The organism is Prevotella sp. P3-92 (assembly GCF_002251205.1).
Classification (GTDB): domain Bacteria; phylum Bacteroidota; class Bacteroidia; order Bacteroidales; family Bacteroidaceae; genus Prevotella.
In genome coordinates, this window is record NZ_NPJE01000020.1 from 1 (window position 1) to 18,536 (window position 18,536).

11 protein-coding genes are annotated in these 18,536 nt (G+C 47.2%); 4 read left to right on the forward strand and 7 right to left on the reverse strand.

The annotated features are described in order from the left end of the window. Positions 1-47 precede the first annotated feature (47 nt). The 4 genes from hflX to CIK93_RS03060 all read left to right on the forward strand — a co-directional run bounded on the left by hflX (position 48) and on the right by CIK93_RS03060 (position 7,979). Positions 48-1,331 carry a GTPase HflX gene (hflX, locus tag CIK93_RS03045; RefSeq protein ID WP_094446545.1) on the forward strand — a complete coding sequence of 428 codons (1,284 nt, stop codon included), beginning with the start codon at positions 48-50 and terminating at the stop codon, positions 1,329-1,331. 64 nt (positions 1,332-1,395) lie between these two features. Further along, the gene (locus tag CIK93_RS03050; RefSeq protein WP_094391313.1) at positions 1,396-3,249 is read left to right on the forward strand and encodes a DUF4954 family protein; all 1,854 of its coding nucleotides are present in this window, start codon (positions 1,396-1,398) and stop codon (positions 3,247-3,249) included. A gap of 133 nt (positions 3,250-3,382) precedes the next feature. Continuing rightward, entirely contained in the window at positions 3,383-6,286 is a 2,904-nt protein-coding gene (locus CIK93_RS03055) for a pitrilysin family protein (RefSeq protein WP_094446546.1), read from the forward strand. Positions 6,287-6,335: 49 nt separating this feature from the next. Next, the gene (locus CIK93_RS03060; RefSeq protein WP_094436591.1) at positions 6,336-7,979 is read left to right on the forward strand and encodes a fumarate hydratase; all 1,644 of its coding nucleotides are present in this window, start codon (positions 6,336-6,338) and stop codon (positions 7,977-7,979) included. Between the two features lie 855 nt (positions 7,980-8,834). On the opposite strand, the gene CIK93_RS13870 is transcribed toward CIK93_RS03060, so the two are convergent. The 7 genes from CIK93_RS13870 to CIK93_RS03100 form a co-directional block, all read right to left on the reverse strand. Next, complete coding sequence (locus CIK93_RS13870) at positions 8,835-11,735, reverse strand: family 43 glycosylhydrolase (protein ID WP_254046719.1); 2,901 nt, start codon at positions 11,733-11,735, stop codon at positions 8,835-8,837. A gap of 4 nt (positions 11,736-11,739) precedes the next feature. Further along, positions 11,740-13,665 carry a sialate O-acetylesterase gene (locus tag CIK93_RS03075; RefSeq protein WP_371327194.1) on the reverse strand — a complete coding sequence of 642 codons (1,926 nt, stop codon included), beginning with the start codon at positions 13,663-13,665 and terminating at the stop codon, positions 11,740-11,742. 357 nt (positions 13,666-14,022) lie between these two features. Further along, positions 14,023-14,598, reverse strand: coding sequence for a hypothetical protein (locus tag CIK93_RS03080; protein WP_094391290.1), 576 nt, complete (start codon positions 14,596-14,598; stop codon positions 14,023-14,025). Between the two features lie 36 nt (positions 14,599-14,634). Then, on the reverse strand, positions 14,635-15,216 hold the full coding sequence (folE, locus tag CIK93_RS03085; protein WP_094439451.1) for a GTP cyclohydrolase I FolE: 582 nt from the start codon (positions 15,214-15,216) through the stop codon (positions 14,635-14,637). Next, on the reverse strand, positions 15,217-15,930 hold the full coding sequence (locus tag CIK93_RS03090) for an SPOR domain-containing protein (protein ID WP_254046720.1): 714 nt from the start codon (positions 15,928-15,930) through the stop codon (positions 15,217-15,219). Further along, positions 15,888-17,960, reverse strand: coding sequence for a BT_3928 family protein (locus CIK93_RS03095; protein WP_254046721.1), 2,073 nt, complete (start codon positions 17,958-17,960; stop codon positions 15,888-15,890). Before CIK93_RS03095 ends, CIK93_RS03090 begins: the two co-directional genes overlap by 43 nt. Continuing rightward, complete coding sequence (locus tag CIK93_RS03100; RefSeq protein WP_094391287.1) at positions 17,957-18,505, reverse strand: DUF1599 domain-containing protein; 549 nt, start codon at positions 18,503-18,505, stop codon at positions 17,957-17,959. The genes CIK93_RS03095 and CIK93_RS03100 overlap by 4 nt, the downstream gene beginning before the upstream one ends. Positions 18,506-18,536: the final 31 nt, after the last annotated feature.

Below are 18,536 nucleotides of genomic sequence, written 5' to 3' on the forward strand. Positions count from 1 at the left end.
GCTCGTCGGAAGCGTAAGATTTGTAAAAGAGACATTAAAAATACTGAATAAAAGAATTTGTTATTTCAGAAGTCAAGGCCGAAACCGCCGTACTCGTGGGACTTATCACTCAGGAGCAGGATGAGGCAAAGACCAAAGAATACCTTGACGAACTGGAATTCCTTGCGGATACAGCAGGAGCCGTCACCGTGAAACGCTTCACACAGAAGGTGCAAGGCCCCAGCCAGGTTACCTATGTGGGTAAGGGAAAACTGGAAGAAATCAAGCAATATATCAAAATGCAAGAGGATGCTGCCGACGACGACCCTACCGGCGAAACCCAACCTGTAGGTATGGTGATATTCGATGATGAGCTGTCTGCCAAACAGATGCGCAATATCGAGGCTGAACTGAAAGTAAAGATTCTCGACCGCACCTCGTTGATTCTTGATATATTCGCCATGCGCGCACAGACTGCCGAAGCTAAAACACAAGTAGAATTGGCACAGTATCGCTATATGTTGCCTCGTCTGCAACGCCTGTGGACCCACTTGGAACGCCAAGGCGGCGGCTCTGGTAGCGGTGGTGGTAAAGGTAGTGTTGGTCTTCGTGGTCCTGGTGAAACACAGTTGGAGATGGACCGCCGTATCATTTTGCACCGCATTACGCTATTGAAACAACGTTTAGTAGAAATCGACAAGCAGAAAACCACCCAACGTAAAAACCGCGGTCGCCTGATTCGTGTAGCCTTGGTGGGATATACGAACGTAGGAAAATCGACCATGATGAATCTGCTTTCTAAGAGCGATGTGTTTGCAGAAAACAAGCTATTCGCCACGCTCGATACCACAGTACGCAAGATGGTTATCGACAATCTCCCTTTCCTACTTGCCGATACAGTAGGTTTCATCCGTAAGTTGCCAACCGACTTGGTAGATTCCTTCAAATCCACTCTTGACGAAGTGCGCGAGGCCGATTTATTGGTACATGTGGTAGATATCTCGCATCCCGACTTTGAGGAACAGATAAAAGTTGTGGAGAAAACCTTATCCGATTTAGGCTGTGCCGACAAACCGTCAATGATTGTATTCAACAAAATTGATGCCTACACCTGGATAGAAAAAGAGGCAGACGACCTCACTCCCTCTACCAAAGAGAATGTGACACTCGACGAATTGAAGAAAACCTGGATGGCAAAAATGCAGGGAGACTGTCTCTTTATATCAGCCAAAGAAAAGCGAAACATCGACACGCTTCGTGAGATCCTCTATCAAAAGGTTCGCCAACTCCATGTACAGAAATATCCCTACAACGATTTTCTCTATCAAGTAGAGGAATCAGAAGCATTGTGAGCAGAAACGTCATATAGAACATACAACAACAAAGTAAAGCATGTACAATCAAACACAGATAGAAATGAGAGATTACAGACAATTGACCCAAGAGGAAATAGACGTCCTCGAACGGAATAACTGCTGGGCAGAAAATTGGGAAAGCGTTAAAGTGGCAGATGATTTCTCACCATACGGATTCCACCGCGTGATGTTTTATGGCGACATTCGGCTTGGCGTATTCGACCTTCAAGTAGAAGTCACAAAGGGATTTACCAAACATGCAGGCATTAACGATGCCACACTTCGCAACGTAACCATTGGTGACAACTGTCTGATAGAGAAGATTGGCAATTTCATCAACAACTATACCATCGGCGACAACTGTTATATCTCTAACGTATCAACAATGGAGACGACAGAGGGAGCTACCTATGGTGAAGACCACATGATATCGGTGCTAAACGAAATGGGCGATGGCAACTTGGTGCTTTTCCATGACCTCAACTCCCAGTTAGCCGCTTTCATGGTGAAACACTTCAACGATAAGGTATTAAAAGAGAAGATTACTCGTCTCATCCGCGAAGAAGTGCGTTTCTCCCTTCCCGACCGTGGTACCATCGGCAACAACGTAAAGATTATCAATACCAAGGAGATTACCAATACGGTTGTGAAAGATGACTGTGAGATCAATGGCGCATCACGATTGAGCGATTGCACGATCCTCAGTTCGAAAGATGCCTCTGTATATATTGGCACAGGTGTAATCTGCGAAAACTCCATCATTTCCAATGGTTGCAGTATCACCAATTCTGTCAAGATGCAAGACTGTTTTGTAGGCGAAGCCTGTCAGGTGGCCAACGGATTCACAGCCCAAGCCAGCGTCTTCTTTGCCAATTCCTATATGGCCAACGGTGAGGCATGTGCTGCCTTTTGCGGACCATTCTCAGCCTCCCACCACAAATCAAGTTTGCTCATCGGCGGCGAGTTTTCGTTCTATAATGCCGGTTCAAACACCAATTTCTCCAACCATGCTTACAAAATGGGACCATTACATTACGGCACTCTGGAGCGCGGCACCAAGACGGCCAGTGGTGCCTATGTCCTTATGCCAGCAAAGATTGGAGCCTTCTCCGTATGTTTCGGCAAACTGATGAACCACCCCGACATGCGTTGTCTGCCTTTCGCCTATCTGCTGGCTTACGGCGACACCATGTATATCGTACCTGGACGCAACATCACCACGGTAGGTCTCTACCGCGATATCAAGAAGTGGCCCAAGCGTGACAAGCGTGCCGCCTCCTGTCGTAAGAGCATCATCAACTTCGACTGGCTATCACCCTTTACCGTGGGCGAAATCGTGCAAGGCAAGAAAATCCTTGAAGCACTTCGCCAAGCCGGAGGTGACAACGTATCTTCATACAACTACCATGAATACATCATCAATGCCACATCGCTACGCAAAGGCATTAAGTATTACGATATTGCACTTCGCATCTATATGGGTGCCGTTCTAAAGCGCGCCATCAAAGGCGGATTCCTCGGCAAACCAACATCAGATATCGGTTTGGGCCACTGGACAGATCTCTCAGGCCTTCTCTTGCCCATCAGCGAAGAGGAACGACTTATTGATGATATCAAGAATGGCAACATTGAAAGCATCAAAGAGATTCTCGACCGCTTTATCGATATCGACAACCACTATCGCCAATACCAGTGGACCTGGACCTATCGTCTCATTCTCGACTACTATGGACTCGACGAACTGAGCGATAGCGACCTGCCCCGCATCCGCGAAGACTATATCCGCGCACGTCGTGCATGGGTGGCAGAGATTCGTAAGGATGCCGAGAAAGAGTTTGCCATGGGCGATGTAGAACAGTCTGTATTCGATGATTTCATCACAAAACTCGATCACGAAATAGACTTTGAAGACTAAGCCGATACGATAGCTAAGTGTTGCAGCGACGCAGAACAACAAAAAGACAACTCACACGCTTCTCAATCCGCAAACATCGGAAGTAGGCAAAACATCTGGAAGAATAACAGAACAAAATATAAAACATCCGCATATGAAATTAAAGAGTATCCTCTCCCTGTTGGCACTTGCTGTTGCCACCACAGCGGCAGCCAAGGACTACAAGTTTGAGACCGTCAGCGGCGACATGACGAAAACCCGCATCTACACGCTTGACAACGGTCTGAAGGTTTATCTTAGCGTCAACAAAGATAAGCCACGTATTGAGGCACACATCGCCGTTCGCACCGGTTCGAAGAACGATCCTGCCGAAACCACGGGTCTCGCCCACTATCTGGAGCATCTGATGTTTAAAGGCACCAACCATTTCGGTACCAATAATGCCGAATCCGAAGCACCATTGCTTGCCGACATCGAGGCTCGTTATGAGCGTTACCGCCAACTGACCGATGCCATGGCACGCAAGCAGGCCTACCACGAGATAGACAGCGTGAGCCAAATAGCAGCCCGCTACTTCATCCCCAACGAGTATGACAAACTCATGTCAACCATCGGCGCACAGGGTACCAATGCTTATACCAGCAACGATGTGACCTGCTATACAGAAGATATTCCCTCCAACGAGATTGACAACTGGGCCAAGATTCAGTCTGATCGTTTTCAGAATATGGTAATTCGCGGCTTCCATACCGAACTTGAGGCCGTTTATGAGGAGTACAATATCTATCTCACCGACGATAACGACAAACTTTGGAGCGCCATTGGCAAGAAACTTACCCCAACCCATCCCTATGGCACACAGACTACCATCGGTACCCAGAATCACCTGAAGAACCCTTCCATCACCAATATCAAGAACTATTTCAGGAAGTGGTATGTGCCCAACAATATGGCGATCTGTATGGCTGGTGATTTCGATCCCGATCAGGTAGTAGCCATCATCGACAAGTATTTCGGCACTATGCAACCCGGTCAGGATGTCAGCCAACCAATATTCCCTGCCCAACCAGTATTGACCACTCCGTCCGATACAACTATCGTTGGTCAGCAGGCAGCCTTTGTCTGTGTGGCATGGCGTGGCGAAAAGGCAGCATCTCTGCAGTCCGACACCCTTGACGTCATTTCTTCTATGCTGAGCAACGGTCGTGCCGGACTCTTCGACACAAACCTCAATCAGCCTATGAAGGTTATGGCAGCACAGGCTTTCTGTCAAACTCAACAAGACTACTCCAGCTTTGTACTCTATGGCGTTCCCCGTCAGGGCCAGACACTGGAAGAGGTAAAGGATCTGATGGTAGCCCAATTGGATAATCTGAAGAAAGGAAACATCGACGATGACCTGTTGCCTTCTATTGTCAACAACCTCAAGCGCAGATATATGCAAGCACTCGACAACAACAGATGGCGCGTCTCAGAGATGGTCAACTCGTTTGTCAATGGTGACAGTTGGCAACAGCATGCCAATAGCATTGCACGCATTGAGAAGATGACAAAGCAGGATATTGTGGCTTTTGCCAATCGTTTCTTCACCAACGGTTATGCTGTAATCTACAAAACACAGGGCACCGACAGTCTTGCCAAGAAGATTGACAAGCCTGCCATCACTCCTATTCCTGCCAACCGCGACATGGTGAGCCAGTTTGTGAAAGACATTCAGAACACAGAGGTGACGCCCATCCAACCCGTCTTTGTGGATTTCAAGAAAGACTTGACCCTTGCCACCACCAAGAAAGGCATACCCGTTGTCTATAAGAAAAACACCGATAATGGTCTCTTCTTTCTCGGTTTCGCCTACGATTTCGGTAATCAAGACGACAACCGTTACGATATGGCAAGCAACTATCTGAACTATGTTGGAACCGACAAATACTCGGTGGCAGAACTTAAACGCAAGTTCTACAAGCTGGGTTGTGACTATGGAATTAGTGTATCTGGCAACCGTATCACCATCCGTCTGAACGGCTTGAGTGAGAACATGGCAGAAGCACTGTCACTGATGGAGAATGTGCTCCAAAATGCTAAAGCCGACCAAGCATCCTACGACCAGTTCGTATCGCTCATCTTGAAAGAGCGCGACGATGACAAGAAAGACCAACGTAACTGCGCCGAACATCTATACGCTTATGGTGTATATGGTAGCCGTAATATCTATACCGACATGATGAGTGCCGACCAGTTGCGCAATACCAATCCACAGGAGTTGCTCGATCTCATCAAAGGTCTCCGCAACATGAAGCATGAGCTCTACTACTATGGTCCGATGGAGTTGAAAGACATGACAGCCGTTATCACAAAGTTGCACGCCACTCCCAAAAAACTTCAGGACGTGCCCCATGCCACTCCCTATCAAGCCACTCAGACTCCAACAAACGAAGTGTTGATGGCACCGTTTGATGCCAAAAACATCTATTTCCGCATGTACCACAATGAAGGCCGTCCCTTCAATCTTGCCGATGCAGGAAAGATTTCCGTATTCAACGAATACTTCGGTGGCGGTATGAACAGCATCGTATTCCAGGAGATGCGCGAAGCACGCGGTCTTGCCTATAGCGCCGGAGCCGTATATACCCGCCCTTCAAAGAAGAGCGACAAGGAGAGTTTCTTTGCAAATATCATCACTCAAAACGATAAGATGGGCGATTGCATCAGCGAGTTCCACAACATTCTCGATACCATCCCACAGAGCGAAGCAGCCTTCAATATTGCCAAGGATGCCGTCATCAAGCGTCTTGCCAGCCAGCGCGTCACCAAGTCATCGGTTATCGACCGTTACTTCAGCATGCGCAAATTGGGATTCGACTACGATATCAACGAGACCATCTACAAGGATGTACAGCGAGTAACGCTACAGGACATTGTGAATTTCGAGAAATCACAAGCAGCCGGTAAACCCTATCGATACATGATCCTTGGCAATGACAAAGAGCTCGATATGAAGGTTCTGGAGCGCATAGCACCAGTAAAGAAACTCACTCTTGAGGATATCTTCGGTTATTGATAAACCAATCAACAGGTATTAATTATTCATTATAAAAAACTAAACGAATATGAATCCAGAATTCAAGTATGCCCCTATGTTCCAGTTGGGCAAGGACGACACTGAGTACAGACTGCTCTCGAAAGAAGGCGTCAGCACAGCTGAATTTGAGGGTAAAGAAATCGTAAAAGTATCGAAAGAAGCCCTGACGCTGTTGGCTCAGCAGGCATTCCACGATGTAGAGTTTATGCTGCGTCGCGCCCACAACGAGCAGGTAGCCCAGATTCTTACCGATCCTGAATCGTCTGAAAACGACAAGTATGTAGCCTTGCAGTTCCTGCGCAATGCCGAAACAGCTGTCAAAGGTGTTCTTCCTTTCTGTCAGGACACCGGCACAGCCATTATCCATGGTGAGAAAGGTCAGCAGGTATGGACCGGATTTGAGGATGAGGAAGCCCTCAGCCTTGGTGTATATAACACTTTCACACAAGACAATCTGCGTTATTCTCAAAACGCCCCGCTCAACATGTACGACGAAGTCAACACCCGTTGCAACCTTCCCGCACAGATTGACATCGAGGCTACAGAGGGTGCCGAATATCGCTTTGTGATGGTTGCCAAGGGTGGTGGTTCTGCCAACAAGACCTACTTCTACCCCATGACCAAGGCCACCATTCAGAATGAAGGCACGCTGTTACCCTTCCTCGTAGAGAAGATGAAGAGCCTCGGAACTGCTGCATGTCCTCCTTACCACATCGCATTTGTTATCGGTGGAACTTCAGCAGAGAAAAACTTGCTGACAGTGAAACTGGCAAGTATCAAGTACTACGACAACCTGCCTACCACTGGTGATGAGACAGGACGCGCTTTCCGCGATATCGACCTTGAGGCAAAACTCCTCGACGAAGCCCACAAGATTGGACTGGGTGCACAGTTTGGCGGTAAGGCTCTGGCTCACGACATCCGCGTGATCCGTCTGCCTCGCCACGGCGCATCATGCCCCATCGGTATGGGTGTCAGCTGTTCGGCAGACCGCAATATCAAGGCTAAGATCAACCGCGACGGTATCTGGTTGGAGAAGATGGATGAGAACCCCACAGAGCTTATCCCTGAGGAACTGCGCAATCCGGGCGAAGGCACCAAGGGTATCGAGATTGACCTCGACAAGGGTATTGATGCTGTTCGTGCCGAACTGTCTAAATATCCCGTATCTACTCGCGTCAACCTGAAAGGTACCATCATCGTGGCACGCGACATCGCCCATGCCAAGCTCAAGGCACGCCTCGATGCAGGTGAAGACCTACCACAGTATTTCAAAGACTATCCCGTGCTCTACGCTGGTCCTGCTAAGACCCCAGAGGGTTATCCTTGCGGTTCAATGGGACCAACCACAGCCAACCGCATGGACCCATACGTTGATGAGTTCCAGGATCACGGTGGTTCACTGGTGATGATAGCCAAGGGCAACCGTTCACAGATGGTTACCGATGCTTGTCAGAAGCATGGTGGATTCTATCTCGGCACTATCGGTGGTGTGGCTGCTGTACTGTCTCAGTCGAGCATCAAGAGCATCGAATGTGTGGAATATCCCGAACTGGGTATGGAAGCCATTTGGAAAATCACTGTTGAAGACTTCCCCGCATTCATCCTTGTTGACGACAAGGGCAACGATTTCTTCAAGCAGTTGAAGCCTTGGACACCTTGTAAAGCCTAATGGCAATATGGGGTTCTAAGCTATAACCCAACTCCTTACAAAAGGGGAAAACATGTTGATTTACTCGGCAATTCCACGTGAATTGCTGGGTAAATCAATTTTTTATTGCCTAAATGCCTGTTCCTCTTTCAGACAATAGCGCAACACACAAAGACACCATGTGTGCATACATTTTTTCAGTTTTTCAAAAATATTCGACCACAAGGCCACACCAAAAGCTCAAAACACTACTATTCAATATCTTAAGCTGTGGTCGATGGCGGTTGCTACGGTATTTTCGACCATGCTTCGACCACACTATAAAAATTGTTGGCAACATGACCATCTTCAAAGCGAACGATATTTTCTGAGTTTTTCTAACCGCTGATAAAAGTATTATCAAACGTTGGATAAAAGTATTGTCAAACGTTGGATAAAAGTATTATCAAACGTTAGAAAGAAGTCTTTTCAAACGTTAGAAAGAAGTCTTTTCAAACATTGGAAAGAAGTCTTTTAAACGTTAGACAAAAGTATTGCCAAATATAGGGCAAAGGTATTGGCCAAACATTTGGCAAAAACATTTTCAGCATCATGATTTACTCTGGCAAAATACAAACATCGTCTTTATGACAACCTCACGCTTACAACAAACAACACTTGTGGTGGTCGAAAGGTGGTCGAAAACACCCCTCAAAAACGATTCGACCACCAACATAAGACAATATTGCTCAACCTGTTACAACACGCTGGTGGTCGAGTGGTCGATTTCTTGCGACATCGCGTGCGCGTGCGCGTATAGAAATAAAAGAGGTTCGTCCGACAGCATCGGACGAACCATCTTATATGTTTAGATGTTATCTTGCAGGTTACAGTCTATCAGTCACGCTGATAGTCGAAGCTATCCACATCGACCCATCCACCTGTCTGACGTGTGGCAAAGTTATAGATAGCGAAACGTGTGCCCATAAACAATCGGCGATAATCATAAATCATACGGAAATCTTTGATGGCATCTGTCCATTGTTTACCATCTGCGCTGTACGACAGTGTGGCAAGGTCTTTGCCCAATCGGAAGTCGCACGCCATGCGCAACCAAACCTCTTTGCCCTTGAGTTCGCGACGGAACACTTCCTCTCGTTTTACACCCACAACAGCTTTATCCTTATCGGTCAACTCCACCGACTCTTTCGTTGCTACAATATATAGGCGTTTGCCTTTCTTCACAACCGACAGTAAGGCTGCATCGCCTTGGAAGGCAGAGAGTCCAGCCACGTCGCCATCCTTCATATTGCTCAGATCAAGATGTATTGTTCCTTGGCATGCAGGACCCTCGGTACGGTTTGTCAGCGTATTGGGAGCAAGGAAGATGTGTGGTGCGATGCGTGATGTCTTCAGTCGGAGCCAACCTTTGCGATCGGTCAGCGACCATGCCTCATCCACTGGATTGTGGTTCCACTGCCATTGCAGCGCCAACTTATCGCTGTCAAAATGGTCGCTATAGACTATGGATTTCTTCTCAAATCCCTTCACAGGAACAGGCATTAAATAGGGAATCTTACCATCCCAATCGGTCAAGATAGGCCATCCGTCGAGCCAGCGAACGGGTTCGAGCGTTGGTGTGCGCCCCACTCCGTCACGGTCTTGGAAGATGATAGCATACCAACGTCCGTCGGGTGTATCGACAATGGTGCCTTGTCCCACACCGCCTTTACCTCCAAATTCGGTTTCAAGAATAACCTTTTTCTCGTATGGACCGTAGATATGGTCTGCACGATAGCACACTTCACGACGCGGATGTCCATTGGTCAAAGATATCATCAGCAGGTAGTATTTACCATTGTGCTTAATCATGCGAGAGCCTTCAAGTAGGTTGGTTTCGGTTTTATCGCGTTTGAAAAGTATATGATGACTGCCTTCTACCACATCGGTCAAATCGTCATTGAGTTGCATGATTTCTCCTGTACCATACACGATATAGCCCTTTCCGTCATCGTCGAACATCAACGTAGCGTCGTGGAAGTGGCGCATACGGCTATGAATGGTCCATTCTCCCTCTGCACGGTCAGCCACACAGAGATAGGTTTCACCGTCAGAATTATCGTTTGGTGCAAAGAGTGCATAGAATTTGCCATTGTGATATTTCAGCGAAGTGGCCCACTGACCACGCCCATAGACAGTACCTTCGCGCATATCGTAACGTGGCGAGCCGGTCAGTCGGGGGAAGATATAGTTGACAATCTCCCAGTTGACCAGATCTTTCGAAGCCATGATAGGAGCTCCGGGCATGAGATGCATGGTGGTGCTGACCATATAATAGGTGTCACCCACACGAATCACATCGGGATCGGGCACGTCGCTCCACAGCACAGGATTGTGCATCATGCCTTCTGCTGCCACTTGATTCTGATCGAAACGCCACCAGTCGAAGGTGAAGAGTTTGAGACCTTTCAGGCCTTTGAATACGAAATAGAGATCGTGTTTGCCCACAAGAGGACGCTCTACAAGTGTCTCTACAGTCTGCCACTTCTCCCATCCACCGGTATAGGGCACTTTCACTTGTGCCACAAGTGGACCTGCCACGCTGTCGGTACGCACTTCAAGCCATCCGCCTTGTAGGGCGCTTGCCACACGAGCTTCGAAACGCAACGGTTGTTGCTGACCGAAATCCACTTCACGCACTTTGATATAATCGCCATTATGAATATCTGAAAGATACACACCGGTATCTTCATTCCACTCTGACTTAATGCCCTTCGACCATGCCATAGTCTCTGCTTCCACACGATTGTATGGGCAAAGTGTACCTATAGGACGCACTCCTTCGGCTGTAGCATTGATGATAGGGAATGTACCATCTGGTTGATAGGTAAACTCTTCAACTGCTACGCTGCGACCAAAGCCACCTCCCAACTTGCCGGTATGATAGAAGAAATATGAATGTCCCTTGAAATCAGCTACACCACAATGGTTGGTAAACGAACCTGTGTCCTGCAGTGGCATGATGTTGCCCATGTATTTCCAAGGTCCTGTAGGCGTCTTGCTCATAGAATAAGCAATATGTTCGGGCACTCCACCTGCGGCATAGAGCATGTAATAGTTGTTGCCACGCTTACTAATCCATGGACCTTCAGTATAGCAATCTTTGTATTTTACATTTTTGTCGCGCTTTTCCATATCGGGAGCGCCGAAGCCTTCAACACGCTGTTCGATGCGTTCCACTTCGCCACGGATAGATATCATATCATCGTTAAGACGGGCACAGTAGAGATGCGGATTGCCCCAATAGAGGTATGCCTGACCATCGGTATCTATCAAAACCGTGGGGTCTATATTGTCCCACGAACCGTTATCGAATAATGGTTTGCCTAAGGCATCACGGAAAGGACCTGTCGGTGTGTCGCCTACAGCCACACCGATAGCCATGCCACCGGTTATTTTGGAGTGGGCACAGACATACCAATAATACTTTCCATTGCGCTCGATTGCCTGTGCTGCCCACGCACGGTCGTCAGCCCAAGCAAATGACGATTGATTGAGTGGTGAACCATGGTCAGTCCAGTTGACCATATCGGTTGAAGAATACACACGCCATTCATTCATCCAGAAGAAATCGGCATGGTCTTCATCGTGGCCGGTATATACATAGATGCGGTCACCACACACCAAAGGCGCAGGATCGGTAGTCAGCTGGGTTTGAATAATAGGATTCTGTGCCAAGGCTACAGTTGAGGATGCCAAAGCTGTGGCGAGAAAAAGAATGTTGTTGTTTGATTTCATCGTTTTATTTCTTAAAAAGGTGTGGAACAAACTGGCGAAGACAACGACGCCAGGTGAGCCATTCGTGGGCAGTACCCTTCGACTCATAATAAGTAACATTGATGCCAAGGGCCTTCAGGTCGTTGACCATCTTGCCTGTACCGAAGTTTTCCTCCGTACCGCAACCCATGAACATATACTTCATCTGCTTGTTGAAACGGTCAGCATCGGCAAACACACCGTTGTGACAGGTCTTTACATCAACACCGAATATGGCACCACTAAAGGTTCCAAGATATGCAAACCGGTCGAGATGGGTCAATACGGTATTGAAACTTTGGAAACCGCCCCAAGACAGTCCTGCCATTGCACGACTTTCGCGATCGGTTTTAGTACGGAAGGTCTTGTCTATCATCGGGATGAGGTCGTCGTTGAGAACCTGATAGAACGATGCACCATAACCGTTGCGCGATGCATCAGGAGTCGCTCCACGCTTAGGTACGAAGGGCGCTTTCACATCACCACTCTCCATAACAACTATCATGGGCACACACTCGCCAGTGGCTATCAGATTGTCGAGAATATGGTTCATGTGGCCTTGATGACTCCATCCGGTTTCATCTTCACCCATGCCATGCTGCAGATAGAGCACAGGATAGCGCTTGCTCTTATTACGTTCGTATTCGGCTGGCGTATATACCATGGCGCGACGGAACTTGCCTTGCGAAGCTGCAAAATAAGCGCAAGAGCGTACTTGTCCCTGTGCCACGCCCTGTTGGGGATGGTAATAGTTACCCTCGTCACCTTCAGGAACATCCAAACCGCTCATCAGACGGTGGCATCCGAAATAAGTATCACAAGCAGGATCAGTAACCGAGACACCATCTACATTGAAGACATAATAGTGGAAACCAACAACCAACGGATCGGTCACTCCATACCATTCGCCGTTGGAATCGCGCAACATGGGATATTTCTTGCCACAGATATCTACCTTCACATCACGTGCTTCGGGAGCATGCAGACGGAAATAAGCACGATGCTGGGCATCAATGCGAGGAAATTCGTTGCCTTCAATAGCATTTTCTGCCAAACTACCTTTTTTGGCAGAAGCATGCATCTGCTTGGGGGCACCCAATAGTTGAAGCATTACATCGGCATAGCGTTTGCCAAGGATTCGATAGCCTTCCGCGGTGAAATGCAGTCCATCGCCACGCTGAGGGCAATCCTTCGACGATATCACATGAGCGGTTGGTATGGTCTTGGCAATATCATCTATGATAGCATTGTGTGAACCACAGTGTCCTCCCTGATCGGTCTGAACCACCTCGCCCATCAGCAATGGGACGTCGACTGCTTGCAGGCCGAGGTCGGCAAGAATATCATCATAGACCGTTTTTACACGTGCTGGCCATGTTGGATCGGCAGTATTGGTCTCACCCTGATGGAAGAGTATTCCCTTAATGACACCTTGCTTCATGGCCTCACGAGCGGCTGCTATCAAGCAAGCATAAGGGTTGCCGTCATAGCGGCGAGCAAAGTTTTTCATCCAATCGGGCTGTTTCTTGAGGTAATCGCTATAGAGGCGCTTGTCAAACAGGTCGATGCTGGCGCCGCCAACAGCTGCCATTACCACACCCACCCTGACTTCTTCGGGCAGAAAATCCACCATGCGACGACCGAAGTAATCGGCAGGAGTAAGACCTGTCTGAGGTGCTACCAATGGCGGAACAGCTGTGCGCCATTGGAATTTGTGCCATCCAGCCTTTTCATCGTCAAATACATTCATCGACACAAAGCGGGGATTTACACCTACACGGTCACATGCCTCAGGAGTGGCATTGCCTTCCATGTTTGACTGTCCCAAGCAGAGATAGATTTGGAAATTAGGATCTACTCCAACCGATAAGACCGTCTGGTCTGCTGACGATGCACTGACATGCAATATCATCAACAGCAACATACTGATAATAAGTTTGAGTCTTTTCATCATTATTGGTATTTTAGGTTTGAATTAGTATCACTACCTGCCGTCCCATGACAAACGCAATGTGGATTTCTTCATACAGTCAGCAGTCAGCGCAACGGCTTTCGTTTGCAAATATAGCAATTATTCCACGTGCGGTCTTTGTCTTATGTTACACCTTTTATCCAAAATTGTTCATGAGGTCAAAAAATAGTTTTCAAATACCCAAAAGCAACAGATGATGGTAGGGATAATAATATCCCTTCCACACCATAGGTGCAACTGGGAATAAATGAATATATCAGTCGTGCGACACTATGAGAAGGCCGCTTCTGTTGACAGTTACTGATCAGGATCACCCAAATAATGGTATTCCTGCACATTGGGATTCTCACCCAAGTCATCATCGGTAATAACCGGTGGAGTGATAATATGTGTCTTGTTGTAGTTCTTGATTGGACTGACAAATAGTATCAAATCCTTATAACTCACCGTAGGAATGACAACACCAAACACACCGATACCGACACGGACGCCACTGGGATGAATATTATTAATAATGTGTGCGGTAGAATAGAATGGATGCTGGTATACTTCCAAACGGTTAAACTTCTTGTAAGCAGCAACGACATCACTGTCGGAGGCTAACTCACCGGCAGTTGTGAAGATGTTGCAGAAGTTGTTGACAACATCATCAACGCCATCTGCCTTGATGCTATCGTTTTCCTGGAGGCATTCGCGAATGTTGTCTTCCATCTCATCGAGCATCTGCTGCTTTGTAGGACGGGTAATCAATGCCACAAACAGCAACAGTGCCATCATCAGCAACAGGATTATAATCTTGCCGAAACAACTGTGATAGAACTCTTGCAGAAGGTTCTGATTGGTCTTGTATGATTCTTTCTGATTGGCTGCCATGGGTGTATGTTTATTAGTTTTATGAATGATTAGGAGTTACTTATTATGGATGAGGTTCATGAATTCTTGGCGAGTTTTGGCCTGGTTGAAGGCACCACTGAAGTCGCTCGTGGTAGTGATAGAGTTTATTTTCTCTACACCACGCATCTGCATACACATGTGCTGAGCCTCGACCACAACCATCACACCTAGCGGATGCAAGGTCTGTTCGATACATTCCTTAATTTGCAGGGTCATACGCTCTTGCACTTGAAGGCGATGACTAAAGATATCTACTACACGGGCAATCTTTGAAAGGCCAGTAATATATCCATTTGGAATATACGCCACATGCACTTTACCATAGAAAGGCAACATATGGTGTTCACACAATGAAAAGAAATCGATGTCCTTGACAATGACCATCTGACTATAATCTTCCTTGAAAAGTGCATCAGTCAGCACTTTATGAGCGTCCATTTTGTAGCCACGTGTCAATATCTGCATGGCCTTTGCCACACGCATGGGGGTCTTAAGCAATCCCTCTCGTTCGGGATCTTCACCCAGTAGCGACAACACTTCATGGTAGTGCTCGGCCAACTGGTCAAGTCCTTCTCTATATTCTGTTTCTGGATTCATTTAATACTGTACGGTTATTTTTCCTTTCACAATGGATGCCTGCTTATAGCCAAGCCGTTGCAGGTTAACCAACATATGGTGCGCTTCCTCGTATGTACGGTAGTTGCCGACACGACAAATCCATCTAGGAGAATAGAAATGCACATAGACAGGTACATGAGGATAGTGAGCTTTGATAGCGTTGCGGGTGCGTTCGGCATTCTGACGATCTTGACGCGAGTTGCCACCGGCAAAGGCCTGTACACGATAGCCCATGACTTTTTGGGCATTACGCATCACCTTTTTAGACATATCGACCTCTGCTTCACTGCTACTCTCCGGCGCATTAACTTTCGCTATTGGGGAATTAGCAGCAGAAGGGTTGCCGCTATATTTGTCTGCACCTGATGGTGTCGGAGTATTGGATTTGCCACTTGACACAGCCTTATCCGCAGAAGGTTTAGTTGCTGTGGTACTGCTGGGCGATGTGGGTTGCACATTGACCAGTCGGTCTATCTCCTGACTATGATGAATGGTAACAGTACCCTGACCATCCACTTTCTTCTGGATGCGTTGTGTAAAAGACTGTGCACCGGCATGGATTGCCATGCCGATACACAGAATCATGGTGACTATCCAACGGTCACGACGAAGAGTCTGATGCTTCATCTTGAGTCCGGTTGGTTTGAGCCTTATTTCTTCCAAGCGTCGATAATGCCCTTGAAGTCTGCACATTTTAGTGAAGCACCTCCGATAAGACCACCGTCGATGTCGGGCTTTGCAAAGAGTTCAGGAGCGTTGCTGGCTTTGCAGCTACCACCGTAAAGGATAGTTGTGTCATCAGCCACAGTTGCACCATACTTCTCTTCTACGATAGAGCGGATATAGGCATGGATTTCTTCTGCCTGCTCTGCGGTAGCGGTTTTACCGGTACCAATAGCCCAAATTGGCTCGTAAGCTATAACGATGTTGCGGAATTCTTCCTCGCTGAGGTTGAATACGCTTCCTTCGAGTTCAGCCTTCACTACTTCGTTCTGCTTGTTAGCCTCACGCTCTTCGAGAGTTTCACCGATACAGAAGATAACCTTAAGACCGTTCTTCAGTGCGAGTTGCACCTTCTCTTTCAGGATCTCTGGAGTCTCGCTGTAATACTGGCGACGCTCTGAGTGGCCCAGAATAACATACTGTGCACCAGTGCTCTTAACCATTTCAGCGCTAACCTCACCGGTATAAGCACCCTTTTCCTTGTCAGCGCAGTTTTCTGCACCGAGGCCAATAACATTGGCATCAAGCACCTGAGCTACAGAAGCCAGATGGATGAATGGTGTGCAGATTATAACATCGCAATTGGGTTTGTCGGCAGCAAGTGCCTCGTTAAGTTCTTTGGCCAAAGCCACACCGTCTTGCAGGTTCAGGTTCATTTTCCAGTTTCCTGCTACAATTTTCTTTCTCATTTTCTTTTTTCTTAAGAGTTTAAATATCTTGTTTGTTTCTTCTTTGCGTTTCATCCATTTCGACCAAGCCCAGAGTCGGTCTGCTATGGTCAGTAGGAAGAGGGGCAACATATACCACAATACGATATCAAGTATCTTTCTTGGAGTGGTATCTTTTGGCAGATGTCCAATATCCAACTGCTCCAAAGACTTGTTTGCCTGTTCTTCATCGAGTTGTGGCAGATTGTTATGACTCCATTTGCGCACGATTGTTCCGTCTTTCAGCAACAATAGTCCTGGGTTACTACGTATGATGGTCTTCAACACCGTTTCGTCTGATTGACAGAAAGTGTATTCAGCCCCTGTCATGTCGCGCCATTGTCCTATGGCTTTTTCATCGCTTGCGGTGAGTCCATAGAAGCGGTAACCATGATCGCGCGAATATTCATAGAGTTCGTTGATGCGGTCAAACTGGCTATCGTCTGCACTCCCAAGATGTGGTGTCACCAGCAGGAATAGGTATCCCTTCTGTTCCAACAGTTGCATGGTGATGTCTTCTCCTGTTTCTATGTCATTGATATAGAAATCGTGGATGGGCGGTTCATATCCCTTGGTCAGTTGTCGAGTATTGGCCTCGATAAGAGTCCAAGTAGAATCAGGATAGTGGTCTATATCGAATGTCTGCCTCTTACCGTCCTTCTCCATCAGGTATGTCGTTTCGAAGGTTGGCATTTCTGCACCTTCTGGAATCTCCATTCCCTTCAAGATATTGGTTCCTACATGATAAGGACGAAAGTCAAATTGTGGCAAATCATATAGCGACCATGCCGATACAGCAAAGATGAAGAGCATCGAATAGTTGGTCACAATCCATTGATTGGTCTTCGATACAAAGCGCATCATATCGAGCGGCCTGTATCTCACGATAGCGACACAACCCAGAAGCACCACATTTTTTGTAAATGTCTGCCAATTGGTGAGGGTGACAGCATCGCCGAAACACCCACAATCGGTGACAGGGTTGGCCACTGCCAACCATAGTGTTAATGCCGTCATGGGAATCATCATGCAAAGTGCAAGTAGTGACACCAACCGACGGCGTATAGCAAAGAGCATACAGATGCCCAATCCAAATTCCACTGCCGACAAAAGTACAGATGCAGTAAGTGTGAGGAAATCGGGTACAAATGTCCCCAGCTGCATTGCCTTGAGATAGTCGACAATCTTATATTGTGTGCCCAGCGGATCTACAGCTTTGACAAATCCTGATAGGATAAATGTCATTGCGATGACCAAACGGGCAACGTTTACTGCTATTTTTCTAACCATCATTCACTCAACTTGATTGCTCCAAAGACGGCATAGTTGATGATGTCCATGTAATTGGCATCAATGCCTTCACTGACAAGGGTGTCTCCACCGATGTTCTCTATCTCTTTGATGCGTTCTATTTTGGTGAGGATGAAATCGGTATAACTGCTGACGCGCATGGATCTCCATGCCTCATCATAATCGTGATTCTTACGTATCATCAGTTGCAAGGCATCATCGGCATACTTGTCATAGAGTGCAAGGGCTTCATCGGGTTGCATATCGACAGTATCAGAAAATCCGTGGCTGAGCTGTATCAATCCAATAATGCCATAATTGATGAGGGCTATAAATTCTGGTCGTATGCCTTCGCCCACAAGCGATTCCTTCTTAATTTCCAAGGAGCGTATGCGCTTGGCCTTGATAAACAATTGGTCGGTAAGCGACTGTGGGCGCAGTATTCGCCATGAAGCTCCATAATCATGCAACTTCTTGGTGAACAAGGTGCGACATTCACTCATCACCTGTTCAAACTGGGCCTCTGTCGTGTGGTTATCTTTTGTCATAATCGATTGCAAAATTAAAAAATTCCTACCA